The 25555-nt window shown below is 59.8% G+C and carries 26 protein-coding genes and 1 pseudogene; 13 read left to right on the forward strand and 14 right to left on the reverse strand.

Annotated elements, in window-relative coordinates; translation table 11 throughout:
* Nucleotides 1-9: 9 nt before the first annotated feature.
* Nucleotides 10-468, reverse strand: coding sequence for an Lrp/AsnC family transcriptional regulator (locus KQ940_RS20600; protein ID WP_188745735.1), 459 nt, complete (start codon nucleotides 466-468; stop codon nucleotides 10-12).
* A 188-nt stretch (nucleotides 469-656) separates the two neighbouring features.
* Here KQ940_RS20600 and KQ940_RS20605 point away from each other — a divergent pair, with 188 nt between their 5' ends.
* Nucleotides 657-2750 carry an alpha-ketoacid dehydrogenase subunit alpha/beta gene (locus KQ940_RS20605; protein ID WP_217416432.1) on the forward strand — a complete coding sequence of 698 codons (2094 nt, stop codon included), beginning with the start codon at nucleotides 657-659 and terminating at the stop codon, nucleotides 2748-2750.
* 2 nt (nucleotides 2751-2752) lie between these two features.
* A complete protein-coding gene (locus KQ940_RS20610) occupies nucleotides 2753-4066 on the forward strand; it encodes a dihydrolipoamide acetyltransferase family protein (protein ID WP_217416434.1) in 1314 nt (437 codons plus the stop codon).
* A 140-nt stretch (nucleotides 4067-4206) separates the two neighbouring features.
* Here KQ940_RS20610 and KQ940_RS20615 read toward each other — a convergent pair whose 3' ends face one another.
* Nucleotides 4207-5052 carry a transglutaminase family protein gene (locus KQ940_RS20615; protein ID WP_217416436.1) on the reverse strand — a complete coding sequence of 282 codons (846 nt, stop codon included), beginning with the start codon at nucleotides 5050-5052 and terminating at the stop codon, nucleotides 4207-4209.
* A 53-nt stretch (nucleotides 5053-5105) separates the two neighbouring features.
* A complete protein-coding gene (locus KQ940_RS20620) occupies nucleotides 5106-5894 on the reverse strand; it encodes a transglutaminase domain-containing protein (RefSeq protein ID WP_217416438.1) in 789 nt (262 codons plus the stop codon).
* Between the two features lie 561 nt (nucleotides 5895-6455).
* Here KQ940_RS20620 and KQ940_RS20625 point away from each other — a divergent pair.
* Entirely contained in the window at nucleotides 6456-6620 is a 165-nt protein-coding gene (locus tag KQ940_RS20625) for a DUF1328 domain-containing protein (protein WP_217416440.1), read from the forward strand.
* A 115-nt stretch (nucleotides 6621-6735) separates the two neighbouring features.
* Here the strand turns inward: KQ940_RS20625 and cspE are convergent, their stop codons facing one another.
* Complete coding sequence (cspE, locus tag KQ940_RS20630) at nucleotides 6736-6945, reverse strand: transcription antiterminator/RNA stability regulator CspE (RefSeq protein WP_217416442.1); 210 nt, start codon at nucleotides 6943-6945, stop codon at nucleotides 6736-6738.
* Nucleotides 6946-7276: 331 nt separating this feature from the next.
* Here cspE and KQ940_RS22850 point away from each other — a divergent pair, with 331 nt between their 5' ends.
* Nucleotides 7277-7537, forward strand: a complete 261-nt coding sequence (locus tag KQ940_RS22850) for a hypothetical protein (RefSeq protein ID WP_246590226.1) — start codon at nucleotides 7277-7279, stop codon at nucleotides 7535-7537.
* A 111-nt stretch (nucleotides 7538-7648) separates the two neighbouring features.
* On the opposite strand, the gene KQ940_RS20640 is transcribed toward KQ940_RS22850, so the two are convergent.
* Nucleotides 7649-8701, reverse strand: a complete 1053-nt coding sequence (locus tag KQ940_RS20640; protein ID WP_217416444.1) for a 2Fe-2S iron-sulfur cluster-binding protein — start codon at nucleotides 8699-8701, stop codon at nucleotides 7649-7651.
* A 95-nt stretch (nucleotides 8702-8796) separates the two neighbouring features.
* Nucleotides 8797-9822 carry a hypothetical protein gene (locus KQ940_RS20645; protein ID WP_217416446.1) on the reverse strand — a complete coding sequence of 342 codons (1026 nt, stop codon included), beginning with the start codon at nucleotides 9820-9822 and terminating at the stop codon, nucleotides 8797-8799.
* A 395-nt stretch (nucleotides 9823-10217) separates the two neighbouring features.
* On the opposite strand from KQ940_RS20645, the gene KQ940_RS20650 reads away from it, so the two are divergent.
* Nucleotides 10218-12002 carry a methyl-accepting chemotaxis protein gene (locus KQ940_RS20650; protein WP_217416448.1) on the forward strand — a complete coding sequence of 595 codons (1785 nt, stop codon included), beginning with the start codon at nucleotides 10218-10220 and terminating at the stop codon, nucleotides 12000-12002.
* A 54-nt stretch (nucleotides 12003-12056) separates the two neighbouring features.
* Here KQ940_RS20650 and KQ940_RS20655 read toward each other — a convergent pair whose 3' ends face one another.
* Entirely contained in the window at nucleotides 12057-12935 is an 879-nt protein-coding gene (locus tag KQ940_RS20655) for an oxygenase MpaB family protein (protein ID WP_217416450.1), read from the reverse strand.
* 101 nt (nucleotides 12936-13036) lie between these two features.
* Entirely contained in the window at nucleotides 13037-13960 is a 924-nt protein-coding gene (locus KQ940_RS20660; RefSeq protein ID WP_217416452.1) for a dienelactone hydrolase family protein, read from the reverse strand.
* A gap of 179 nt (nucleotides 13961-14139) precedes the next feature.
* Between KQ940_RS20660 and KQ940_RS20665 the strand changes: the two genes are divergently transcribed.
* Nucleotides 14140-14514: a DOPA 4,5-dioxygenase family protein gene (locus tag KQ940_RS20665; RefSeq protein ID WP_217416454.1), complete on the forward strand. Its 375-nt coding sequence runs from the start codon at nucleotides 14140-14142 to the stop codon at nucleotides 14512-14514.
* A gap of 118 nt (nucleotides 14515-14632) precedes the next feature.
* Here KQ940_RS20665 and KQ940_RS20670 read toward each other — a convergent pair whose 3' ends face one another.
* The 6 genes from KQ940_RS20670 to KQ940_RS20695 form a co-directional block, all read right to left on the reverse strand.
* Entirely contained in the window at nucleotides 14633-14929 is a 297-nt protein-coding gene (locus tag KQ940_RS20670) for an antibiotic biosynthesis monooxygenase (RefSeq protein WP_217416456.1), read from the reverse strand.
* A 161-nt stretch (nucleotides 14930-15090) separates the two neighbouring features.
* A complete protein-coding gene (locus tag KQ940_RS20675) occupies nucleotides 15091-15585 on the reverse strand; it encodes a universal stress protein (protein ID WP_217416458.1) in 495 nt (164 codons plus the stop codon).
* Nucleotides 15586-15649: 64 nt separating this feature from the next.
* Entirely contained in the window at nucleotides 15650-16978 is a 1329-nt protein-coding gene (locus KQ940_RS20680; protein WP_217416459.1) for a TRAP transporter large permease, read from the reverse strand.
* A gap of 19 nt (nucleotides 16979-16997) precedes the next feature.
* Nucleotides 16998-17513: a TRAP transporter small permease gene (locus KQ940_RS20685; protein WP_217416461.1), complete on the reverse strand. Its 516-nt coding sequence runs from the start codon at nucleotides 17511-17513 to the stop codon at nucleotides 16998-17000.
* A gap of 11 nt (nucleotides 17514-17524) precedes the next feature.
* Entirely contained in the window at nucleotides 17525-18565 is a 1041-nt protein-coding gene (locus KQ940_RS20690) for a TRAP transporter substrate-binding protein (protein ID WP_217416463.1), read from the reverse strand.
* Between the two features lie 106 nt (nucleotides 18566-18671).
* Nucleotides 18672-19058, reverse strand: a complete 387-nt coding sequence (locus KQ940_RS20695; protein WP_217416465.1) for a 5-carboxymethyl-2-hydroxymuconate Delta-isomerase — start codon at nucleotides 19056-19058, stop codon at nucleotides 18672-18674.
* 421 nt (nucleotides 19059-19479) lie between these two features.
* On the opposite strand from KQ940_RS20695, the gene hpaH reads away from it, so the two are divergent.
* The 7 genes and pseudogenes from hpaH to KQ940_RS20730 form a co-directional block, all read left to right on the forward strand.
* Nucleotides 19480-20283, forward strand: coding sequence for a 2-oxo-hept-4-ene-1,7-dioate hydratase (gene hpaH, locus KQ940_RS20700; RefSeq protein ID WP_217416497.1), 804 nt, complete (start codon nucleotides 19480-19482; stop codon nucleotides 20281-20283).
* 36 nt (nucleotides 20284-20319) lie between these two features.
* Nucleotides 20320-21126: a 4-hydroxy-2-oxoheptanedioate aldolase gene (gene hpaI / locus KQ940_RS20705; protein ID WP_217416467.1), complete on the forward strand. Its 807-nt coding sequence runs from the start codon at nucleotides 20320-20322 to the stop codon at nucleotides 21124-21126.
* 33 nt (nucleotides 21127-21159) lie between these two features.
* Complete coding sequence (locus tag KQ940_RS20710; protein WP_217416474.1) at nucleotides 21160-21828, forward strand: fumarylacetoacetate hydrolase family protein; 669 nt, start codon at nucleotides 21160-21162, stop codon at nucleotides 21826-21828.
* 2 nt (nucleotides 21829-21830) lie between these two features.
* Complete coding sequence (locus tag KQ940_RS20715; protein WP_217416485.1) at nucleotides 21831-22613, forward strand: fumarylacetoacetate hydrolase family protein; 783 nt, start codon at nucleotides 21831-21833, stop codon at nucleotides 22611-22613.
* A 28-nt stretch (nucleotides 22614-22641) separates the two neighbouring features.
* Nucleotides 22642-24177 (forward strand): 5-carboxymethyl-2-hydroxymuconate semialdehyde dehydrogenase, encoded by a 1536-nt coding sequence (hpaE, locus tag KQ940_RS20720; RefSeq protein ID WP_217416487.1) that lies wholly within the window; start codon nucleotides 22642-22644, stop codon nucleotides 24175-24177.
* Nucleotides 24178-24240: 63 nt separating this feature from the next.
* Nucleotides 24241-25146 (forward strand): 4-hydroxyphenylacetate catabolism regulatory protein HpaA, encoded by a 906-nt coding sequence (hpaA, locus tag KQ940_RS20725; RefSeq protein ID WP_217416489.1) that lies wholly within the window; start codon nucleotides 24241-24243, stop codon nucleotides 25144-25146.
* Nucleotides 25147-25292: 146 nt separating this feature from the next.
* Nucleotides 25293-25555: pseudogene (locus tag KQ940_RS20730) on the forward strand (hypothetical protein); the annotation flags it as partial.

The following is a 25555-nucleotide window of genomic DNA, read 5'->3' on the forward strand; positions in this document are numbered from 1 at the left end:
CAGCAGACGTCAGCCGATCGGCAGGGTGGTTTCGTTTTTCAACTCGCGCAGCGCGAAATGGGACTGCACCTGCCCGACCCCCTCCAGGGTAAAGATCTTTTCGTTGATGAACTGGTCGTAGCTCTGAATATCCGCCACCACCACATGGATCATGAAATCCGCGTCACCGGTGATGGAGAAAAACTGCAGCACCTCCGGATAGGAGCTGACGGTATCCTCGAACAGCTTTTTGCTGTCGGCATCGTGCCGTAACAGCGACACGGTAAGGATTGCACGCAGGCCGCGGGATAGCTTTGCCGCATCCAGCAGCGCTGTGTACTGACGGATCACCCCCGCCTCCTCCAGCGCTTTCACCCGACGCCAGGTGGCCGCCGACGACAGGCCGATCTTTTCCGCCAGTTGCTGGTTGGTAATCCGCCCATCCGCCTGCAGCGTGTTCAGGATCTTGCGGTCATAGGAATCGAACATCTAAGCACCTAAAGAAATATTCTTTCTTATACCAAAACATACAAAGAATACTCTTCCTCAATACGTAAAATCCACCGAATAATAGAAAGCTCATTTCGCGATCTTCGGCGTAGCATTTTCTGACCTGAGCAAGCCTTGCGCTTGGCACAACAAAAACAAACCTGTACGAGCAGGATCAGGAGACAACTATGCCCGCCACCCAACGCGCAGAGACCGCCTGCGAGCCCCAGCTGGACTGGGAAGTGATCGCCTACCAACTGCTGCTGTCCCGTGAACTGGACGACCTGGAAGAGAACACCCTGGTCCCCGCCAAAGAGGTGCTTTACCAGTTCTCCGCCCGCGGCCATGACCTGAGCCAGATAATCCTCGGTCAGCACCTGACCCACCCCCGCGACGCGGTCAGCGGCTACTACCGCTCCCGCCCGCTGATGCTCGCCCTCGGCCTGGACCTGGTCGATGCCCTCGGTGGCCCGCTGATGCGCGCCGGTGGCTACAGCGACGGCCGCGATATCGGTGTAGTGCATAACCTGCCCAACCTGAACGGCCCCTGCGGCCTGCCGATGAGCGGCGGTGTCGGCGCCCAGTACACTCCGATCGCGGGCTGGGCACAGTCGATCCGCTACCACCGTGAAGTACTGAACGATGCCAGCTACGCCGGTTGCATCGGTGTCGCCCACGGCGGCGAAGCCTCCTGCTCCACCAACGGCTTCTGGTCCGCACTGACCATCGCCACCACCCAGGATCTGCCGATGCTGTTCTACATAGAGGACAACGGCTACGGCATCTCCACCACCTCCGACTACCAGACTCCCGGGCGCGATATCGCCGCCAACCTGGCCTCGTTCAAGAACCTGAAGATCTACTCCGGCGACGGCACCGACCCGCAGGAAGCCGCCGAGCTGATCGGCAGCGCCGTGACCTGGGTACGCGAACAGCAGCGCCCCGTCCTGCTGCGCCTGACCGTGCCGCGCCTGAGCGGCCACTCCGGACAGGACACTCAGGGCTACAAGGATGAAGCGACTATCGATGCCGAGCGCGCCCGCGACCCGCTGCCCAAGCTGAAAAAGTTCCTGGTGCCGTCGCTGCTGAGCGAGCAGAAGTGGAGTGCACTCTGCGCCCGCGCCGCGCAGGATGTGGCCGAGGCACTGGAGCAGGCCCGCGCCCGCCCGGCCCCGTCGCCGGAGAAGATCACCCGCCACGTGTTTGCCGAGGTCGACGAACAGGGCCTGCCGGAAGTCCAGTTGCAGGGCGGTATCGCCCCGTTCAAGCCAGTATTTCCCGCCGGCTCCGTTGATTCCCGCCCCGAGGGAAAACGGATCAATATGGTCACCGCGATCCGTCAGACGCTGGACTACGAGCTGGAACATAACCCGCGCATGGTAGTGTTCGGCGAGGATGTCGGTCCCAAGGGCGGCGTCCATGCCGTCACCCTCGGCCTGCAGAAGAAGTACGGGGTCGAGCGCGTGTTCGATACCAGCCTGTCCGAGGAGGGGATCATCGGTCGCGCCCTGGGCATGGCCCAGGCCGGCCTGCTGCCGGTGCCGGAGATCCAGTTCCGCAAGTACGCCGACCCGGCCGAGGAGCAGCTCAACGACTGCGGCACCCTGCGCTGGCGCACCAACAACCGCTTTGCCGCGCCGATGGTGGTGCGCATCCCCGGCGGCTTCTTCAAGTGCGGCGACCCCTGGCACAGCCAGGCCGCCGAGGTGAAGTGGGCGCACGCTATCGGCTGGCAGGTGGCGATCCCCTCCAACGCCGAGGATGCCGTGGGCCTGCTGCGCTATGCCCTGCGCGACAACAACCCGACCATCTTCTTCGAGCACCGCAACCTGCTCGACGACAGCTCCGCCCGCCGCCCCTACCCGGGCGATGCGTTCATCATCCCGTTCGGCAAGGCGGCACGCCTGACCGAAGGCGATGGCCTGACGCTGGTCACCTGGGGCGGCATGGTGCCGCGCTGTCAGAAAGCGGTGGAACTCAGCGGCGAGTCCGTCGAGCTGTTCGACCTGCGCACCATCTCGCCCTGGGACAAGCAGGCGATTCTCGACTCGGTACGCAAGACCGGTCGCTGCCTGATCGTGCATGAGGACAACTTCACAGCCGGTTTCGGCGCCGAGATCGCCGCTACCCTGGCCGACGAGTGCTTCTTCGAGCTGGACGCACCGATCCAGCGTCTGACCATGCCGGATATCCCCAGCCCGCACCACCCGGCGCTGCTCAATGCCGTGGTGCCGACCGCGGAGAAGATCTGCTCCGCGATCAACCAACTGCTGGAGGTGTAAGCATGAGCGCATCTATCGATATCACCCTGCCGGAAGATCAGCTCGAAGGCACCTCCGCCACCCTGCTCGCCTGGCTGGTCAAGCCGGGCGACAAGGTAACCAAGGACCAGCCGGTAGCCGAACTGGAAACCGACAAGGTCACCATGGAGGTCGCCTCACCGGCCGACGGCATCATTGCGGCCCAGCTGGTAAGGGAGGGCGACGAGATCGCCCCCGGCATGGTGCTGGGTTCTGTCAGCGGCGCCGAGGATAGCGCATCCACCGAGGCCAGCCCGTCCGAGTCGACCGAACAGGTCGTGACCGCGGCCGCACCGTCGACGCCAACCTGCAACGGCGACAGCGGAATGCTGCTCAGCCCCGCCGTACGCCGCCTGGTGCGCGATCACCAGATCGACCTGAGCGGCATCGAGGGCAGCGGCAAAGCGGGCCGCGTCACCAAGAGCGATCTGCTCGAACATATCGCCGGCCTGCCCCAGACCGATCGCCTGATCGAGGCTCCGGCACTGCCGAAAACCTCGGAGCGCAAGCCTGCGCCGGAGGCTGCCACCGTCCGCACCGAGAACGCCACCGGACAGCGCATCGAGCAGCTACCCCGTGCCGTGGAAACGGTCACCACAGGCGGTTCGACCCTGCGCCCGCACAGCACCATGCGCAAGCAGATCGCCCAGCATATGGTGGAGAGCCTGCTGCACACCGCCCCCCATGTCACCAGCGTGTTCGAGCTGGACATGAGCGCGATCCAGCGCCACCGCAACGCCAACAAAAAGGCGTTCGAGGCCCAGGGTGTGAAACTCAGCTTCACCAGCTACTTCATCGCCGCCGTGGTCAAGGCGCTGCAGGCAGTACCCGAGGTCAACAGCCGCTTCCACGGCGATGCGCTGGAGATGTTCCACGACGCCAATATCGGCATCGGCACCGCGCTGGGCAACGACGGCTTGGTGGTGCCGGTTATCCACAGGGCGCAGGATCTGAACCTGCTCGGCATCGCCCGCCGCCTGCAGGAGCTGACCGACGCGGCTTACTCCAACAAACTGAAACCGACCGATATGCGCGGCGGCACCTTCACCATCTCCAACCACGGCGTCAGCGGCTCGCTGCTGGCCGCGCCGATCATCATCAACCAGCCGCAGGTGGCGATCCTCGGTATCGGCAAGATGCAGAAACGGGTGGTGGTCGAGGAGATCAACGGCGTCGATGCGATGGTGATACGGCCGATGTGCTACCTCACCCTCAGCATCGACCACCGCGCGCTGGACGGTTACCAGACCAACAAATTCCTCAGCATTGTGGTGGAAACACTGCAGAATTGGTCATAAGCCCTCTGCCCCGGCCAGGGATGGCTGGGGCGTTTCAACTGCAGTGCTCTGAAACCAGAACGCCCTGCAATGAGGGAAAGGAGGTTCGACTCTGCAAGAAGTTGATAAGCTGTTCTGGGCGACTCAAAGATCCATACCGCCTATGGGTCAGAGACCTGAATCTTCACAGCGAAGTCGAGCGTGCTGCTCGCGCCGCCACCGACAAAGACACCGCTGACGGGCAGCGTATCCTGTGCAAGTGCCGCCGCTGCGATGGTCACATGCGTGTCGGCAAGCATATATCCGTGAGTTGGGTCCCATCCGCGCCAACCTGCGCCCGGCAGATACACCTCTGGCCAGGCATGCAGATCCCGGCGGTCGCGCTGCAGATCGCCTTTCTGATAGCCGCTGGCAAAGCGCGCCGCTATGCCCTCGGCCCGGCAGCAATCGACAAACAAGACGGCGAGATCGCGACAGGCGCCACGCCGGGTCTGCAAGGTAAATGCCGGCGCCTGCGGCGCGCCGGAGTGACGATGGATCTGAACAAATTCATCGTGCAGGTAACGATTGAGACGCTCCAGAAATCGCAAGGTATCGCGGTTCACGCCCAGGCTGAGTTCGGCCGCGAAAACGGTCACCGCATCGTCCGCCCTGCTGCGTTCCAGATAGGCCCTGGCGCAGATCGCATCCTGATCGTGGCTTATCGGTAACCGCATCGCTGCTGGCGCCAACAGGAAATCGAAAGCGTTTTTCCGCAGTGTCTGGACCTGCATGCTGACCTCGATTTCGAAATATTGGGTTTCGCCGTCAAACCATACTTGGGTGACGTGATTGCCCTCCAGGTCGAGGAACTCATTCTGCCCTTGAGGTACAGGGTTGATGTAAATCTGATGGGCGAGTACCTGCTGCGAGCCGTCGCAGCGTGGATAAAAGCGCAGTTGTTGTGGACTCAGCCGCACGGGTTGAGAGTAGGTGTAGCGAGTACGATGTTGGATGTTGAATAGCAAGCTGGCGATCCTCGTCGGCATACGATTAAAGGTTTCCAGCTTCCTGCTTGGAGTCAGTCGTGAAGCCGTTCGACCCGCACCGTCTGCGCTGTTGCGAAAGAGGGGGGGCCGAATTGATTGAACACCGCGACATCGGCCGCATCACGCCCGTAACCCAGCGCCACATATCCACCTTTTAACGCCGACTGAGTGGCATCGAAGGTATACCAGCGGCCCCCCACGTAGGCCTCGAACCAGGCGTGCAGATCCATGGGCTCCAAGTGATGTAGATACCCCACCACCATGCGCGCCGGAATGCTGAGACTGCGGCACAAGGCGATGCCAAGATGCGCCAGATCACGACAGATACCGACCTGCCTGGCGTTTACCTCCACGGCTGACAGGGTAGCGCTGGTGCTGCCCGGTACATAACTGAATGCGCTACGCAACCAAGCCTCGATCGCCGCAACCTGATCGTATCCCAACCGCTGCCCCGAGGTGATTTCGGCGGCCATCTCGTTGAAATGATCGGACTCGCAGTAACGACTCGGCAGCAGATAGCAAAGGACCCCATCCGGCAGATGCTCCACATTTACGAATGGCGCCCCGGGCGCCCTGTCGACGCTATCTGCGACCATCAGCTCGGCCACCGTATGGACCGAAAACGTGCCAGGGGGAGCGACCAGACGTTGGCACAGGTTGCCGTAGCCATCGGTGAATTCAAAAACCGGCACGACGGGTTCAATGTTGTATTCCTCACGCGCAACCCATTGATTGGCACCGCTGCGCGGCCGCAGCATGAGAATAAAAGGGGTCGGCACGGTAATATCGAACGTCAAGTCACAACTGGCACGTAACCGCATGTGCTTCTCCAGAGGCAGTAGGGTCTACTTCGAAACGGACAACCACGTTCCTGTATCGGTTAGCAACACGGCGGCAGGTGATTGTGCGACGTCGTGGGTCTAAGCCCTTGTATTGCTGCAGGGGCACCACAAGCGAAACGCCCCAGTGCCACTGGTTCAATATAGCACGCGTATACCGCCCCCAAGTTTTCCGGGTAAACATCCTGACCTGCCGAGACCTCATGATCGGCCGTTCGATCAAGGTGCCGGTGTCGATCCTCTAGCTACGCGAACACAAGGATGACGATGCGGAATATACGTCTTCCCCCCCATTCGGAGACCCGAATCGTGTTATCTCTGGAATCGACGTCTAGACTTTCAAGTAAGGGTATCTTGTAAGTAACGGTATCTTGCATTCGAGCGGATTCGTCAGGTCTCAGGTTGATATCAACAGTCCCCCAGAGGTGCCAGGTGTCAAAGGCGAGAAAGCGGTCCATAACGACCGGCTGATCCAGTAGCAACCACACGCGGACTTCGGCGCTGGTGCTATATCACTAATCGCACAACGGGAGAGAAAAGCAGATGCTGTATTTTGCTGCTGTATTTTTTATCGTCGCTGTCATCGCGGGATTACTGGGCTTTACCGGTGTCGCCGCCGGCGCTGTCGAGATTATCAGAATCCTGTTTGTATTCTTTGTTGCACTGTTTGTCGTCTCGCTGGTCATAGGACTGAAACGCCGCAGATGACCCCGAACCTGCGCAGCCCCAGTGTGCAACGAGGGCTGTCTCAAGTCAGGCCGAATTCCCAAACAAAAAAACGGACCACAAGGGCCCGTTTTTAATCGGTTACTGAACCCGAGGTTCAGATCGCGGAGATGTTTTCAGCCTGAGGACCTTTCTGGCCCTGAGTAACAGAGAACTGAACTTCTTGGCCTTCAGTCAGGGTTTTGAAGCCTGAACCCGAAATCGCACTGAAATGGGCAAAAACGTCCGGACCACCGTTCTTCTGCGAGATAAAGCCGAAGCCTTTAGTTTCGTTGAACCATTTAACGGTGCCAGTAGTAGTAGACATAATAGTATTCTCGTTCGAAAAATGTTTTAACACCGCAGCTAAAATGCTGAAGATGTTCGGATAATGCTTTAAATAATACAAGGACTTATGAAAACAGAACGAGGTACATACGATTAGGCAGGACGTCGAAAAGGTGCATAAATGCAGGTGTTACTCTCAAGCAAAATCATAGTACGCTTATTAGTAGCCTGGTGATAGCTTTATTTAATTTATTTTAGAAGCCATATATAAACCACAGCCTTTTCAATTGATTAGGAGTCCTACGAACCAAGCAACGTCAGCTAAGGGCCAATAGCAGTCGGTACGGTAGCGCGTTCCTCGGCAATCCCCCATGTTTAGCGCGGGTGCGGCTGCCGCTTTTGACTTCGATCGGGAGAATCCGGCCGGTATCGTCCGCTACGATAATTTCGATCTCGGCACGGGCGTCCCGCCAGGAGAAGGTCGACTCCAGACCGATCGCGGCCAGCTCCTGCTGGACGAAGTTCTCGGCAATACATCACACTTTTATGCGCATAAAAATGCAAAAAACCACACTTTATTGCGCATAAAAAAGCACACCCTGACGCCATGCTCATCGTTTCCTGGCGGGTAATCGCCGCTCCTGCGCATGAGCGCCAAGGATGGCGCGAATGCCGCTTTTGCAGGAGCAAAAAGCGGCCCGTGCGCCCGCGGCATACCGTACATCCTGAACGTAAAAGGTGGCTCAGTGGCCACCCATCAACCTCTCCCCCGCCGGCACCTCAGGCAGCGCCTGATCGAAGAAGCCTTCGGTGTGGATCATCTCGTCACGGGCGCCCAGTGCCTTGGCGGCGCTCATGCAGTCGGTGACGAACTCGGGGCTGCCGGCGATGTAGATGGCGTGGCCGGACAGGTCCGGGTACTGCTGTGCCAGCAGTTGCGGGATACGGCCGTGCAGCATCCCCTCTTTCTGCTCACGGGTCAGCGTGGGGATAAACTTGAAGCGGCGGTGGCGCAGGTTCCACAGTTCGAGCAGGCCACGGTCATAGATGTCGGCTTCGGTCTGCGCCGAGAACATCAGATGTACCGGTTTGTTGAAGCCGCGGCGCAGGGCGGCATCGGTCAATGCCAGGATCGGCGCAAGGCCGGTGCCGGCAGCGAGGCAGAGCACCGGGGCGTCGGTGGCCGGATCACCGATAAAGGTGCCATAGGGGCCGGACAGGCTAAGCATACTGCCGGGGTGCAGACTGTCGTGTACCCAGTTGCTGGTAGCACCTTCAGGCACGCGGGTGATCTGCAGGATGATCTCGCCGTTGTTGCTCGGCGCGTTGGCGATGGAGTAGGAGCGCGGCGGAATGGTGCGCTCGATATTGGTCAGCTGCACGTACTGGCCCGGCCAGTAGCGCAGGGTGTCGCCAACCGGGCGGATACGCAGTTCAACGATACGCGGTGTGCGCTCGATACGGTCGACGACGACGCAGCGTACGTTCTCGCGCGGCGGAAACAGCTTCGGCTTGGCATCCTCGGTGCCCCACTCGATCTCCAACACCTCGCCCAGCGGTTTGGCCATGCACATGAGGCCGTAGCCCTCGTTACGCTCCTCCTGGGACAGCGCCATATCCAGCACCATGCCCTGGTCGAACTCGCCGCTACGCACGCGCACCTTGCACTCGCCGCAGGCGCCGGCGCGGCAGTTGTTGGGCAGGGCGTAACCGGCTTTCTCCAGCGCCGCCAGTACGGTATCGCCCGGGGTTACATCCACTTCTTTGCCTGAGGGGTAGAGTCGTACTCGCGTCATGGTACCCATCCTATTCGATTCTTGTAGTTCAAAGGCAGCACAAGCCGGCACCCCGGAAAGGGTGTCGGCTTGCATCGTGCAACGGTCGCTCACGATCAGAAGATCGGGATGATGTCCGCAGAGTCCAGGTCGGCCTGGGTGACCTCCTGACCGGTGATGTCGACTTCCGGAATCGCCGGGAACGGGGTGTCGTACTTGTCGAGCACCGCTTTCAGGTTGAGCATCGCGGCGCGCCAGTTGTCCTTCTTGGCGTCGAACGAGGGCACACCGAAACCGGCCTGACGGGCGATCTCTTCCGCTTCACGCTGGGTGGCGATGAAGTCTTCCGGCAGGTCCCAGAACTCGGCGGGCGGCTCGAACAGCACCGCGGAGAGGAACAGGTAGCCGGCGCGGATCTGCTTGGTGATGATCGACTTCTCTTCGGCGGTCAGCTTCGGATAGTCGCGCTCCATCAGCGACAGGCAGATCGCCATGTGGCGGCCTTCGTCGCGGCCGATGTTGCGGAACGCCTCCTTGAACACCAGCTCTTCGCAGCTCTGCGACATCTGCTTGAAGATGGTCGCCGCGGCGATCTCGCCCATCAGGAAGGAGCTGAACAGTACCGCCAGGCTGTACTTGGGCACCGCCTGCTTGTAGCCGTTCCAGTAACGGCCACCGTTGTAGTAGAGCCAGCGTGCGTTCTTCTGCAGACGACGGCCCAGTTCGGTCTTCGGTTCGTACTCCAGCGGGCTCGGTGATTCCAGCAGCTTGGTGATCGCCAGACCGCACATCTGTTCGTGGTTCTGTTCGTCGCGGGTCACCGAGAAGAAGCAGCGACGGATCGCGTCCTCTTCGTGGCACTCGTAGGTCTTGATGAACGCTTCGGCGAACACCGGCGGTGCGGATGCATCGAACACGGAGAGCAGCGTCCACCAGTAGGCGATCGCTTCACGCTCTTCCCAGCTGTAGCTGGAGACGTCGAAGGTGTCCCAGGGCAGATCCTTCGGATTCCACGCTTCGCGCAGCGATGCGTCCCAGATCTCCTCGACCTTGGAGGATTTGGTCTCCCAGCGCAGCGGGTAGATGTTCGGCTGCGGCGTCTCGGGCGGGAACTCCATCTTGTCGGCGATTTTATCGTGCATCTCTTACACCTCTTCTAGTCGTTATGGTGATGAACGTGGTTGAAGAGTAGATTTAGTGATACATAAAAACAACTATATATTTTTATTGCGTATCATATTTATGAAGATACCAAAGTGATTCAACGCCTTGTTTTTATTGATATAACAGATCTAATACAGCTGTTTAGCGACGATAAAAACCGCACTTTATATTGACACACGTCAACATTATTTATATCAATTGCCGTAACAGATAAGCCAAAACAGGCTGACAATGACACGGCAGCTGTAACCGGCTGCACGCAACTGTGACAGGTTGTGAAGAGTTGTTCGGCGCTACTGCTAATGCGGGGCGCTGTGAATAAAATCCCGACTGAGCTCCGCCACCCCAACGAATAATAAGACAGGAGTTATCCATGGCTGCATCGGAAACAGAGAAGTCGATCTCCAGCCCCTCCCATACCCGCACCAAGCTGTTTCTGATGCTGTTGCTGCCCAGCCTACCCGGCCTTGCGATGCTCACGTTGATACTCTATGCCGGCTTCCAGACCGTGCCGGGCGCAGATCCTCTGCTGAGCACGCTGACACCCGCCAGCCTGGTGATCGCGGCACTGATCCCGCTGTCACTGATCCTCAGCTACACCCTGCTCAACCGCTCTTTTGTGCGGCGCGTATTCGAGATCAAGCAGACCTTCGAGGAGATCAAAAACCGTCAGGGCGATATCTCCGCCAGCCTGCCGGTTAAAGGCGAAGACGAGATAGGCCGCCTGGGAATGGCGTACAACGATTTTGCCCAGTCACTGAAACAGATGATCGCTCAGTCCCGCCAGCGCAGCGTCAACGTATCTCTTGGTTCCGCCCAGCTGCAGAGCATCATCCAGCGGGTGCACCAGGCCGCGGAACAGCAGTCGAGCCAGGCCAGTCAGGTGTTCCAGGCCAGTGAGGAGGCAACCCAGGCGATCAACGAGATCGCTAGCCACACCCAGCTGATCGCACAGCGCAACGAACACAACCTGGGGGAGATCAACGCGTCCAACGACGAGCTGTCCCGCATTCAGGATCAGGTGACGGCGATCGGCGAAGAGGTGGCCCGTTTTCAGCAGATCGTCGCCCGGCTGTCGGAAAATTCGAATGAGGTGATCAGTGTGCTGGCGATGGTGCAGGGGTTCTCCGAACAGACCAACCTGCTGGCGCTGAACGCGTCGATCGAGGCGGCTCGCGCCGGTGAGGCCGGACGCGGTTTTGCTGTGGTCGCCGACGAGGTGCGCAACCTGTCGCTGAAAGTCAGCGAGGCGACGCAGAGGATCGATCGCAGCATCACCGAGATGACCTCACTGGTGGAGAGCACCCGCACCGGATCAGACAACATCATGAACCATGTGCGCGAAACCGATAGCTTTATCAGTGCCACCCATGGCAAGTTCTCCGAGCTGTTGAACGATTTCGACGCCCTGCACAACCAGCTCGGCGAGATCAGCGCAGCAGTAGAGCAGCTCTCCTACGCCAACAGCGCCACCCATGACAACATCTCGTCGATCAACCGGCTGTCGGACAGTATCCGCGACGAGATCGAGGTATCCGCCCGCCACTCCCGTACCCTGGAGGAGGCGACCGAGGAGATGCAGGAGCTGCTGTCCAACTTCCGCATCGGCTTCGGTGGTTTCGAGGATATCATCAGCACCGCCCGCGATTGGGCCAGGGAGGTGGAGCAGCAACTGCAGGCGCTGGCCAAAGAGGGACACGACCTGTTCGATCACAACTACCGCCGCACCAACCCGAACCAGTTGCCGGAGAAATACGATACCCGTTACGCGGACGCCTTTGAGCGTGCACTGCAGCCACTGTTTGACCGATTCATTCAACAGCGTCCGGAGTTTATGATCGCCTCGGCATTCGATATCAACGGCTACCTGCCGGCGCACAACGCCAAGGTGTCGCGGCCACTGACCGGCGATTTCAACACCGATAACGCACTCAGCCGCCACCGCCGCATCTATGCCGCCAATCGGGCCGAGAAGCGCCGTGCCGCCAACACCTCCCCCTTCCTGCTGCAGACCTTCATCCGCGACACCGGCGAGATCCTGAACTCCATCTCGGTGCCGCTCTATGTCGGCGGTCGTCACTGGGGCAACTTCTGTACCGCATTCCTGCCCGAGCAGCTGCTGGAGATTAAACAGGAAAGGCCGTCAGACAATCGCTGATCGACAGCCCTCGCTATCGACCGGGAAAGGGTTATCCACAAACGCCCCTTGCTCTCAAGGTGCCGGATGCCCCTGTACCCGTCGCCGCGCCCGGTGCGACGCGCCGTTACGGATCGACCAGCGCAGGGTCGGCACCAGCAGGTGCATGGAGGAGCGGATCAGCAGTCGCTGTGGCGCCGACAGACTCTGGCCGGCCATCGCCTGCGCCCACTCCGGCAGCAGATCGATACCGGCCCGGGCCATCAGATAGCCGACCGGGCTCGTCATGCGATTGGGACTCGGTGCATTCAGCAACAGCCTGAGCACCTCGGCGGTGCGCTGATCGAACACCAGTTGGGGGCGCATCGCTTCAATATAGGCCTCGATCTGTCGGCGATTGCGGGGCACGTTTTCGGCGCCCAGCGCCTCGGCAACACGGGCCACCTCATCGAAATAGCGATCCTGCTCCTCATCGCTAAGCCTCGGGTCGCAGTAGCGCATGTATGAGGCCAGGAAACTCCTGACCTCGGCCACATGCACCCAGGTGAGCAGCGCCGGATCGCTCGCCGCGTAGGGACGGCCATCGGGTGCCCGCCCCGTTATCCGGCTGTGGATATCCCGTACCCGCGCAATCAGGCGTTGCGCATCCTCACTGGCGGCAAAGGTGGTTCCGGCGATGAACTGGCTGGTGCGCCTGAGTCTGCCCAGCATATCCTCGCGGAAACTGGAGTGATCCCAAACGCCGGACAGCGCCAGCGGGTGCATCATCTGCAACATCAGCGCCCCGATGCCGCCACAAAGCATGGAGGGGAAATCGGCGTGAACCCGCCAGCAGACGCTCCCCGGGCCAAACAGACCCGGGTCGCCCCGGGGATGCTCGTAGTCGATGGTGTTCAGCGCCAACCCGGAGATACTGAATATTTGTCGCTCGATACGCTGTCGTATGATGTTCATGGCGGGACCTTCAAACAGATCCCCATAGTGTGCCCGAATCACCTCCCCCGCCCAATATCGGCGTGAGTCTGTCCATCCATGCTTCGCTCCACGTCAGATGATCAAGCCAGCTGCTGAGCGAAAAACTCCAACGTCCGCTGCCAAGCCAGTTCGGCACTGGCCTCGTCGTAACGGGCGGTCGAGTCGTTGTGAAAACCGTGGTTCACATCCGGATAGACAAAGGCGGTGTACTCCACCTGCGCGGCTTTCAATGCGGCCTCATAGTCCGGCCAAGTACCGTTTACCCGTGTGTCCAGCCCGGCGAAATGCAGTTGCAGTGCAGCCTTGATATTACCGATATCGCTCTGTGGCGGAGTGCCGTAATAGGGCACCGCCGCGGCGATATCCCCTCCGAGCAATGCCGCCAACTGGTTGGTCAGATATCCGCCGAAGCAGAAGCCGACCATGCCTAACCTGTCGGTGGTCAACTCGTGCGCCTTGAGCATCCTGGCCGCACCCACGAAATCCCCCTCGATCTTGCCGCGCTCCAGAGTGCTCTGCATGGCGCGACCCTCGTCGTCATTGCCGGGGTAGCCGCCCAAGGGGTAGAGCGCATCCGGGGCGAACGCAACGTATCCGACCTTGGCCAGGCGCCGGGCTACATCTTCGATGTAGGGGTTCAGGCCCCGGTTTTCGTGCGCTACCAGCACTCCTGCTGCCGGTTTGTCCGCACTGACGCCGCTGGGCACCACCAGATAGCCGCGTCCCTTGCCGTGCCCTTGCGGCGCATCGAACTCCAGGTAGCTGGCTTTGATATCGGGATCGTTGAACGAGACCTGCTCCGCCAGCGCATAGTTGGGCAGCAGAGCGCCGGCAACGGCATTCAGTGTCAGCCCGGCCAGGCCCAGCGTGGCCAAGCGTTGCATGAAGGTACGTCGGTCGATATCGCCGTGGGCGTATTCGTCATACCAGTCGAACGCCTGCTGCGGAATCGTCAGCGCCACCGAGGACTGGGCATTTTCTTCTGATCTGTTGTGCCTGCTCATAACCGCTCCTGGTTTTTGGGGTGGATCTGTTCGCGCAACCTTTAGTTAAGCAGAGGATGAAAACTCTGCCTCCACTCATTACGGCGACGGGAAGCGACTGGATCAACGTCGGCCGATGCGGCTATGGTTTATACTGGCCATCCAAACTCACCCCTCAAAACCAGCAGTGTGTAGGCGTAATGAGCAAACAAGCAGAGGTAAAGGATATCCGGGGCTGGCATGCCCATGTCTATTTCGATGCGGACAGCATCGATCAGGCTCGCGCCCTGTGCGAGCAGGCGGCAGAGCGATTCCCCGATCTGAAGAAGGGACGGGTGCATGAGAAGCCGGTCGGCCCCCACCCGGACTGGAGTTGTCAGCTGGCGTTTCGCGCGGAGCTGTTCGAGCAGGTGATCCCCTGGCTGACATTGAACCGGGGCGGCTTGACGGTGTTCATCCATCCGATCACCGGGTTCGATCTGATCGACCATCGCGATCGCGCGATCTGGATGGGCAGCGTGCGTCCGCTCAATCTCTCGGCACTGCCGGAAACTTCCGTGGTCTACGATCTCTGAGCCAAGTCTGTTCACCATAGGACAGGCCCATAAACGGAAAAGCCCCCTGCCCGACTAAGGCAGGGGGCTTTTTAGATAGCCCTGGTTTGTTTGATACCGGGTTCATTCGATATCGGGTTTATTTGATATCGACCACCACTTCGCCGGATACCGGATCGGTGACGCCCAGGTCACCCCCCTGATCCTCCAGCGTATCGCGAAAGCGATCCAGAATGCCGATCATCTGCTCACGTGCCGCAACGATACTGTCCATGCTGTCCCACTCGCCAACGAAGCAGTAACTGCGCTCGCCGGTCTTGACCAGCGCCGCTCTTTTCATGCCCGAGAACTCCTCGTCGACCTTGCGGTGCACGTCGATGAACTTCTCTTCGCAGCCGGGCTTGACCTTCAAGCGCACGATATTGAAAGCCGACATACTCACCCTCCCGATCTGACTCAGTTCAATTCCGGGTAGCCGTAGTCGCGCTTATTCAGGTTAACCACAAGCGCCCATCCATCGGGTCCGATCCGCAGGCGGAACGGACCCTGTAGACAGTATGGAGGAGAGCGCCGGGTTCCGCCCGTAACGCCGGAGAATCAATCCTCCCCGGGCAGCGGCACGATCAGTACCGGGCGTTTGCTGTTGTACATCACCCGGTTCGGGGTCGAGCCGAGCAGGAACTTCTCCATCGCGGTGTGGTGGCGCACGCCCATCACGATCACATCGGCGTCGATCTCGTCGGCGACCTTGAGGATCACCCGCCAGGGGGTACCCTCCTCCACCCGCGCCGTTACCTGCGACGGGTCCATGATCTCGCTGTCCTCCAGCTCCGATTCGCAGAAGCGTTCGATCCGCTCCTTGACCTTGATTTGCAGGTTTTCGATCCCGTCATGCAGGCACTTCTCCATCTCCTCCTCGTCGAGGATATTGCGGAGCTGGTTCTGCGCCGAAGCCGGCAGCGACTCGATCACGTGCAGATAGGTGATCTCGGAGTGATAGTGACCGCACAGGCTGACCGCGCGACGAAACGCAGGCCGTGCGCCCTTTTCCAGATCGGATGCATAGAGAATCTTCTTTACGTCAGGCAGCATGCATATGCCTCCTTAAGCTGATCCGAAAACAGGCCCCCGCATGGGGGCCTGTCGGTCGTTTGACTTATCGATAAAGCAACTGCGGCAGGAACAGCGATATCTGCGCAACGAATACGATCAGCGCCAGGCGCACGATATCGGCACACCAGAACGGGGTCACCCCCTTGAAGATGGTGCCGGTCTTGACATCCCGCAGTACTGCGCTGAGCACGAACACGTTCATCCCCACCGGCGGCGTGATCAGGCTGATCTCGGTGACCACGACGACAACGATACCGAACCAGACCAGGTCGTAGCCCAGGTTCGCCACCAGCGGGTAGAACACCGGCACGGTGAGCAGCATCATCGACAGGCTCTCGAACACCATGCCGAGCACGATGTAGATCGCCAGAATCACCAGGATCACCACGATCGGCGCCACCTCGAGGCCGGTCACCAGCCCCAGCAGCGCATCGGGCAGCCCGGCGCGATTGATGAAGTCGGAGAAGATCAGCGCACCGATCACCACGCCGAACAGCATCGCCGAGGTGCGTGCGGTATCGGTCAGCGTATCGAACAGCGTTGCCAGCGTCAGACGACGGCGGGCCAGGGCGATGATGAACGCACCACCGGCACCGATACCGGCCGCCTCGGTGGGGGTGAAGACACCTAAGTAGATACCGCCCATGACCACGGTGAACAGCACCAGCACACCCCAGACCCCTTTCAGCGCCTGCAACCGCTCGGGCCAAGCCATCTTGTCGCCGGCCGGCCCCTGTTCAGGATGACGCCAGACCACGTAACGCACGGCGGCCAGGTAGAGCAGAATACCGAGCATACCGGGGATGAAACCGGCGGCGAACAGCTCACGGATACTGGATTCGGTCAGCAGACCGTAGATCACCAGAATCACGCTGGGCGGAATCAGGATGCCCAGGGTGCCGCCGGCGGCGATCGAGGCAGCCGCCAGGCTATCCGAGTAGCCATACTTGCGCATCGGCGGCATCGCCACCCGTGCCATGGTGGCGGATGTGGCCAGACTGGAACCGCAGATTGCGGAGAAGCCGCCACAGGCAACCACGGTCGCCATCGACAGACCGCCCTTGCGGTGGCCGAGGAAGGCGTTGGATACATGGTACAACTCCTGCGACAGGCCGGAGCGGGTGACCAGGTTACCCATCAGAATGAACAGAGGGATCACCGACAGGCTGTACTCCTGCACCGTATCGATGACACGGTAGGAGGCCATGGAGAGCACGCCGCTCCAGCGGAAATCCATCAGATTGCCGAACTCCAGTCCCTGAAGCGCGGCGAAGCCAAAGAAGCCAACCAGTCCCATAGCGAACGCGATCGGCATCCGGACAACAAGAATCAGCAGTAGCAGGACCGCAAATCCGAGCAGTACGACAGACATAGACTGTACCTTTTAGGACCTATTTCGGTTGGGTGGTGAGGATGCGGTAGATACCGTAGGTGATCATCCCCACTGCCGTGAACCAGCTCATTGCTGCGATGTACTCGACGATATAGCCGGTGGGTATGCCGAGATACTCGGTCTGCACGCCGCGCCGCAGCGAGCGTTCGGCCAATTCGAAGATGCGCACGCCGAGGAAGTACATCGAGGTGGAGATCACCAGTGCGGCGAGCAGACCCAGCGCCTTGACCACGGCGTTGCCCATGACGCGGTCAAGGATATCGACCACCACATGGCCGCCGCGCCAGGTTACCACCGGCATCTCGGCGAACAGCATGATCGCCAGCCCGATCTCGGTTAGTTCCGTAGCGCCGTCGAGGGAGTTGGCGAACAGATAACGGCCGGTGACATCGACACAGGTCAGCAGCATCAGCAAAAACAGTACGGTTGCGGCGACTACTTCAAGGGCGAAGGCCAGCCACCTGACTGGCCCCACCTCGTCATAGTGCGCATGAACCCATGCACTTAGAGACATAGTCGTACCTATTAATTCTTGCCGCTTTCATAGTCGCGGGCGATGGACCAGAGCTCATCGATTGCGGCCTTGGCATCGATGCCACGGTCAGCCACGCTCTCGACCCACTCCTCCTTCATTCCCTTGATCATAGAGTAGAATTCACGCGCCATCGGATCGGTTTCCTTCACCTCGATCAGGTTAACGCCGGACTCCTCAGCCACCTTGTAACCTTCGGCATCGATCGCATCCCAGGCCTTGCCGGCCATCTGCGACAGCTTCTCGCCGGACACGCTGAGGATCGCCTCACGGTCTTTCGGATCCAGATCGTCAAGGAAATCGGGGTTCATGAAGATCGAGAAGCTACCCAGGTACATACCGCCCGGCAGCATGGTGACGTTCGGCGCCACTTCATTCAGGCGCAGCGCCTTCTGCTCGCCCATCGGCAGGAATACACCGTCGATAACGCCCTGCTGCAGCATCTCGTACACCTTGGGTGCCGGCGCGGCGACCGGAGTAATGCCCATGCGCTCGCCGAGTACGCTCTGTACGCCACCACCGATACGGATCTTCTTGCCCTTGATCTGATCCCAGGCGGTGATCGGCTCCTTGGAGTGGATATAGCCCGGACCGTGGGTAAACATACCGATCACTTCGAGACCGGCAAACTCGTCGGCCTGCTTGAAGTGCTTGTCATAGACGCGCCAGAGTGCCACGGACGCCGCCTCAGCGCTGACTCCCAGACCCGGCTGCTCGACCGCCTGCGGCAGCTCGAAACGGCCCGGCACATAACCGTGGTAGCTGAAGCTGGCGTCGATCACACCGTCCTCAACCAGCTGGAACAGGGTTTTCGGGTGGCCCAGGCCGTCCTGAATCTCAACCCGCACGCGACCTTCGGTCGCCTCTTCTACCCACTTCGCCCAGGTCGGCCAGACCACGGCGTTCTGCGGATTGGTTGGCGGCAGCCAGGTACCGACGTGCAGTACGGTTTCAGCGAATACGCTGCTGGACAGGGTCAGCGCTCCCAGCGCGATTGCAGCTTTGGCCTTGGAAAAGAGTTTCTTGTTGATCATTGCTATCCACCTGCTTCTCTGTAGTGAGATTATAGTTATTTATTAACATATTAACTTTCAACGCAGCATGAAGCCGCAGCGAAAGCGCTGTGCCAGTCGTCTGGCGTCAGGATTTTGCGAATAGAGGATGAATGTTGTTCTTGTTGAACTTGAGCACCGGATCGAGCTCGGTCATCTCGAACGAGATCTGACAGTAGCCATTGTCGGTGATCGGCTTCATCCAATCGCAGAGGATCTCGAACACCCGCTCCGCCACCTCTTTCTTCAACGCCATATCACGGCCGTGACCGATCTTGAGGTTCAGGTTGAGGAAGGCGAAATCTTCGCGACCGTCCGCAACGCGGAAGTCATTGCAGCGGATGGCGCGGCTGCGCACGCCACCGATAGGAAAGGCACCGGTTGACACGACATACTCATGCAGTGACTTGAACAGCGGCTGGAACTCCAGCTTGTCATGCAGGTTTCCTGAGTACTCGACGATGAAATGGGGCATTTCAGCGACTCCCGTGCTTGTTGTAGCTATTTTGTCTTTGGGGCTGGGACGCTCAAACACGTCCGTTACAGCAAAACTTAATTAACATATTAACTTTTGTCAATGTGCATACCCGGATAATTGGTCGTGTCTTCGACTCAAGATGCACTGCTACCCCTGAGTTCCAGGGGGCCAGGGACGATTCTGGCCGTGCAGAATATTCCTACTAAGCTCTAACAATGGTGATTTCCGAACGACGACAGGTTGACTTACTTAAGATGTTAACTAAAATGCAATTAACGGACGCTAGCTGAAGCGAGGCACGCTTCGCGAACGAAACTTAACAAATTAACTAACATCGGCAACACCGCTCCCGGTACTGCAGTCACAGAGCAGCCAGCCAATGGATCAGCGCCGATACCACGAAAGGTTCAGTCCCGACATGTTGACCCAAGAGCAGATCAAAACGGCCGCGGAGCGGCTCTACCAGGCTGAAGTCGAGCGTAAGCAGATCCCCGCGCTGACCCTTCAGCACCCCGAGATGACCATGGACGACGCCTATGCGATCCAGAAGGCCTGGGTCGACCGCAAGATCGATGACGGTCGTTCGGTCATCGGCTACAAGGTGGGCCTGACCTCTCGCGCCATGCAGATGGCGGTCAACATCGATCAGCCGGACTACGGTGTCCTGCTCAACGACATGCTGTTCGAGGATGGTGCCACACTGAAAGCATCCGACTTCCTCGACCCGCGTATCGAGGTGGAGCTGGCGTTCATATTGAACAAGCCGCTGTTCGGCGAAAACGTCAGCATCTTCGATGTCTACAACGCTACCGATTACGTCATTCCGTCGCTGGAACTGATCGCCGCGCGCTGCATGCGTACCGACCCGGAAACCGGCTACACCCGTAAGGTGTACGACACCATCTCCGATAACGCCGCCAACGCCGGCATCATCCTCGGCGGGCGCCCGATCAAGCCGACCGAGATGGATCTGCGCTGGGCCGGTGCCGCGCTCTACCTGAACGGTCAGATCGAGGAGACCGGTCTGGCCTCCGGTGTACTCGGCCATCCGGCCAAGGGGATCAGCTGGGTGTGCAAGCGCTTCGCGCCGCACGGCGTCGGCCTGGAGCCGGGCCAGATCATTCTGGCCGGCTCCTTCACCCGTCCGGTACCGGTCAAGGCCGGCGATACCATCCATGCCGACTTCGGCCCGCTGGGCGGCATCGGTCTACGTTTCGTGTAAATAGGCTTCGTATAACCGATTCAGAAGGAGTCTCTGATGGAGATGCCGAAAAACCGTTTCAAGCAGGGCCTGGCCACCGGCCAGACCCAGTACGGCCTCTGGCTCGGACTGCCGGACAACAGCGCCGCCGAGATCGCCGCGGTGGCCGGGTTCGACTGGCTGCTGATCGACAGCGAGCATGCGCCGTTCGACCTGCGCACCATCATGTCTCACCTGCAGGCGATCGCCCCCTACGACGTGGCGCCGATCGTGCGTCCGGTGGAGGGCGATACCGCACTGATCAAGCAGCTGCTGGATATCGGTGTGCAGACCCTGCTGGTGCCGATGGTCGAAAACGCCGAACAGGCGAAGCAGCTGGTCCGCGCCGTGCGTTACCCACCGGCCGGTATCCGTGGTCTGGGTACCTCTCTGGCCCGCGCTGCACGCTGGAACCAGATCCCCGGCTACCTGAAGAAAGCCAACGACGAGATCTGCCTGATCGTGCAGGTGGAGACCGCCAGCGCGATGGAAAACCTGGATGAGATCCTCGCCGTAGAGGGTGTCGACGGCGTGTTTATCGGCCCCTCGGATCTGTCCGCCTCCATGGGCTATATCGGCGATGCCGGTAACCCGGTGGTGGTCGAGGCGATCAACACCGGTCTGAACAAGATCCGCGCCGCCGGGAAATACGCTGGCCTCTTGTGCCTGGATCCCTCCTTGGCCGAGCAGTACGTGGCCCAGGGCGCCAACTTCGTCGGTGTCGGCGTCGACACCATGATCCTGGCCCAGGCGACCCGCAAACTGGCACAGCAGTTCAAGAGCGGCAAGCCGGTTGAAGAAGACAAGCCCCAAGCTGGTTACTAATAACAGCGGGAGACTAAGAGACAAAGGTTGAATATGACAACGAATACCCTGGTTAACAGCAAACTGGTCTGCGTCGCGCTAAACGACAAGGCGCAACTGGCGGCGCTGGCAAGCACCTTCAATGAAGCGCCCTATAAAAAGCCGCCCACCCAACCGGTGCTGTACTACAAGCCGCGCAACACCTGGAACATCGACGGCGCCGAGATCGAGTGGGCCAAGGACTTTGACGGTAACGACGTACCGGCCATGGCAGTTGGCGCGAGCCTGGGCGTGGTGATCGGCAAGGAGACCTGCCGCGTATCCGTCGACGAAGCACTCGACCATGTCGGCGGTTACACCATCGTCGGCGATTTCTCCCTGCCGGAAGAGAGCTACTACCGCCCGGATATCAAGGGTAAGTGCCTGGACGGTTCCGCACCGGTCGGCCCGGAAATCGTATCGGCGGAGAAGATCGCCAAGCCGGACGCACTGAGCGTCTGCATAAACATCAACGGTGAACAGAAGAGCGTCTTTGAACTGGCCAATATGCAGCTTAGCGTCGCTGAACTGATCAGCATCATTTCACGCATCATGACCCTGCAGCCGGGCGAGATCATCGCCGTCGGCTTCGCCGGTGAGCGTGTTGCCGTGGCCAAGGGCGACAAGGTTGAAGCAAGCATCGAGGGTGTAGGCACCCTGACAAATACTCTGGGAGGTGCCTGAACATGAGACATGCACGCATCATTTTTGACGGCCGCGAACTGGATATCGACATCGCCGCTGATGACACAATCACCACATCTGAAGGCGAGGTGCTGGACGTCGCACTGGATTCCGATGCGATTACCTGGCTGCCGCCGGTGAAAACGCCGGGCACCATCTTCGCGCTGGGCATCAACTACGCCGATCACGCATCCGAGTTGGCGTTCGAGCCGCCGAAAGAGCCGCTGATCTTTATCAAGCATGCCAATTGTCTGACCGGCCATAAGCAGGTGAGCTACCGTCCGGACAACATCGACTATCAGCACTATGAGTGCGAACTGGTCGCCGTGATCGGCAAAACCGGCAAGAACATCAAGCGTGAAGATGCGCTGGAGTACGTGGCCGGTTACACCGTGTGCAACGACTTTGCGATCCGCGACTATCTGGAAAACTACTACCGCCCCAACCTGCGCGTCAAAAGCCGTGACTCACTGCTGCCGATGGGCCCCTGGATCGTCGATACCGCGGATATCCCCAATGCCAACGCGCTGAGACTGACCACCACCGTCAACGGCAAGGTCACTCAGGACGGCAGCACCAAGGACATGATCTTTGACGTGCCGTTCGTCATCGAATACCTGAGCAAGATCATGACCCTGAACCCGGGCGATATGATCTGCACCGGTACACCGCATGGAATTGTCGACTGCCAGCCGGGCGACACCATCGTTTGTACTATCGAGGATATCTGCTCACTCGAGACCCGTATGGTCAGCGAGCAGGAATACTACGGCGACAAATACTGATTGAGGCAATAGCTTCGGGAGAATAATGATGAGCGATACACTGCAGACCAACCTGGAACGCGCCACTCAATATCTGGAGCGCTTCAAGAACAACACCACCGGCCACTACATCAACGGCGAATTCACCCTGGGTCAGGGCGGCAAGGAGTACGACAACCTCACCCCGACCGATAACTCCTCCATCGGCAAGGTGATGGCGGGCTCCGTCGACGACGTAAACGCCGCCTGCCAGGCCGCCGAAGACGCATTCGACGCCTGGTCCAACATGCCCGGTGCCGAACGCAAGAAGCTGCTGCACAAGTTTGCCGACCGTCTGGTCGAGCGCGCCGACGAGATCGCCCTGGTCGAGTCGATGGACTGCGGTCAGGCGATCCGCTTCATGAAGCAGGCCGCCGTGCGCGGTGCCGCCAACTTCCGTTTCTTCGCCGACAAGGCGCCGGAAGCGCAGAACGGCCTGGCGCTGCATCAGGATGAGCACACCAACTACACCCTGCGCAAGGCGATCGGTCCGGTCGGCATCATCACGCCGTGGAACACGCCGTTCATGCTCTCCACCTGGAAGATCGCTCCGGCCCTGGCGGCAGGCTGCACCGTGGTGCACAAGCCAGCGGAACTGACCCCGCTGAGCGCCTATATCCTGGCCGAGATCGCCGATGAAGTGCTGCCCAAGGGCGTGTGGAACATGGTCAACGGCTTCGGCGAAAACGTCGGCAAGCGCCTGACCGAACACCCGGCGATCAAGGCCGTGGCCCTGGTCGGCGAGTCCGCTACCGGTTCCCACATCATGCGCCAGGGTGCCGACACCCTGAAGCGGATGCACTTCGAGCTGGGCGGCAAGAACCCGGTGATCGTGTTCGACGACGCCGACTTCGAGCGCGCACTGGATGCCGTGGTGTTCATGATCTACAGCCTGAACGGCCAACGCTGCACCTCCTCCAGCCGTCTGCTGATCCAGAGCGGTATCCGCGACAAGTTCATCGCCGCGCTGGAGCAGCGCGTGCGCAACCTGCGCGTCGGCCACTCGCTCGATCCAAACACCGAAGTGGGCCCGCTGGTGCACACCGGCCACTTCGAGAAGGTGATGAGCTACATGGATATCGCCAAGGCGGATGGTGCCAACATCGCCGTCGGCGGCAACCGTATCCTGGACGGTCGTGAAGGTCTGGATCCGGCCGGCAACTACGTCCAGCCGACCCTGTTCACCGGTGCCAACAACAAGATGCGCATCGCTCAGGAGGAGATCTTCGGCCCGGTGCTGACCGCCATCTCCTTCGACACCGAAGAGGAAGCGATCGCCATCGCCAACGACACCGAATACGGCCTGGCCGGTTACATCTGGACCGAGAACACCGGTCGCGCCATGCGCATGGCCAAGCATGTCGAAGCGGGCATGCTGTGGGTGAACTCGGAGAACAACCGTAACCTGCCCTCCCCGTTCGGCGGCATCAAGATGTCCGGTATCGGTCGTGACGGCGGCGACTGGAGCTTCGATTTCTACATGGAAACGAAGAACGTCTGCATCGCGCACGGCACGCACAAGGTGCCGCAGCTCGGTAAAGTCTGATCTGGTAGACTGAAGGGCGCCCCGGTTCAGGGGCGCCCCTATCTAACAGATTCTGGACTCCGCGTGACCGATTCCGAACACAGCGCCTGGATCCCCAACATCATTCTGGGGCAGGATTACGACCAGCGCTATATCGACGCCCCGATCCATTACGACGTGCTGGAAAACCTGGCCGGCTTCTTCGGCCGCGATATGCCGGTGCACCGGCATGCCCAGTATATGCAGATCCACTATATCGACCGCGGTGAGATCAGCTTCCATATCGACGACAAGATCTACCACGTCACCGGCCCGGCCTGTTTCCTGACCCCGCCCTCGGTACCGCACTCCTTCCTGACCGAAGCCGACGCCAAAGGTCATGTGCTGACCATTCATCAGTCGATCGTCTGGCAGTTGATGAAAGATGGTCTGGAGCAGGAGATCGAAAGTAACCTCAGCGAGGGGATCTGTCTTGAGCGCGCCAGCCTCAATCAAGAGCAGCGCAAGCTATGGACACGACTGGCGCAGAACCTGCGCAATATCCGTGCAGAGTGGTACCAGGAGCTGGTGGCGAAGAACCTGGCGTTGGACTCGTTGGTCCGGCTGTTGATCATCCGCATCGCCCGGCTGTCGAGCAGACGCGCCGAGAGCATGACCGTCAATAATGACGATCTCCGGCTGTTCCACCGCTTCTCCGACCTGATCGAGGAGCATTACCGACAGCAGTGGCACCTGCCCCAATACACCCAGGAGATGGGGGTATCGGAGAGCCGTCTCAACCAGATCTGTCAGCGGATCTCCAACCGCTCGCCGAAAAAACTGATCCACGACCGTATCGTGCAGGAGTGCAAGCGCCTGCTCACCTTCAGCAGCCTGAGCAGCAGCGAGATCTGCTACGAACTCGGCTTCGCCGACCCAGCCTACTTCTCCCGCTTCTTCAAGAAACACACCGGCGTCACCGCCCAGCAGTACCGCAAACAGCAGCAATAGTTCCCCGGATCAACCGTACGGTTGATTTTTAGCCTTTCGCAAAAGCGATCTAATGAATCTCGTATTTTCGGTGACTCCCCTCTCACCTTCAGTGCAACCGACAAACACAACAAGAAAAGCTAAAAAAACACACTGAGGAACACTTCATGAGAAAAGCATTTCGTCCTTCACTATCCGCACTGCTGTTGGGCTCGGCAATCGCCGCCGCCTCCGGTTCCGCCTCCGCCTACAACCTGTACAACCAGGACGGCACCGAGCTGAACCTGGATATCGAGATAATCCTCGGCCATTTCAGCAGCGAGGAGACCTACGGCAACAGCGAATCCAGCCCCGCCTGGAGCGAAGGCTACGCCAAGTACGGCTTCTCCGGCAGCAAGACGCTGGGTAGCGGCAGCCTGTTCGGCGCCGT

Source organism: Marinobacterium ramblicola (assembly GCF_019084545.1).
In the GTDB taxonomy this organism is placed as follows: Bacteria; Pseudomonadota; Gammaproteobacteria; order Pseudomonadales; family Balneatricaceae; genus Marinobacterium_D; species Marinobacterium_D ramblicola.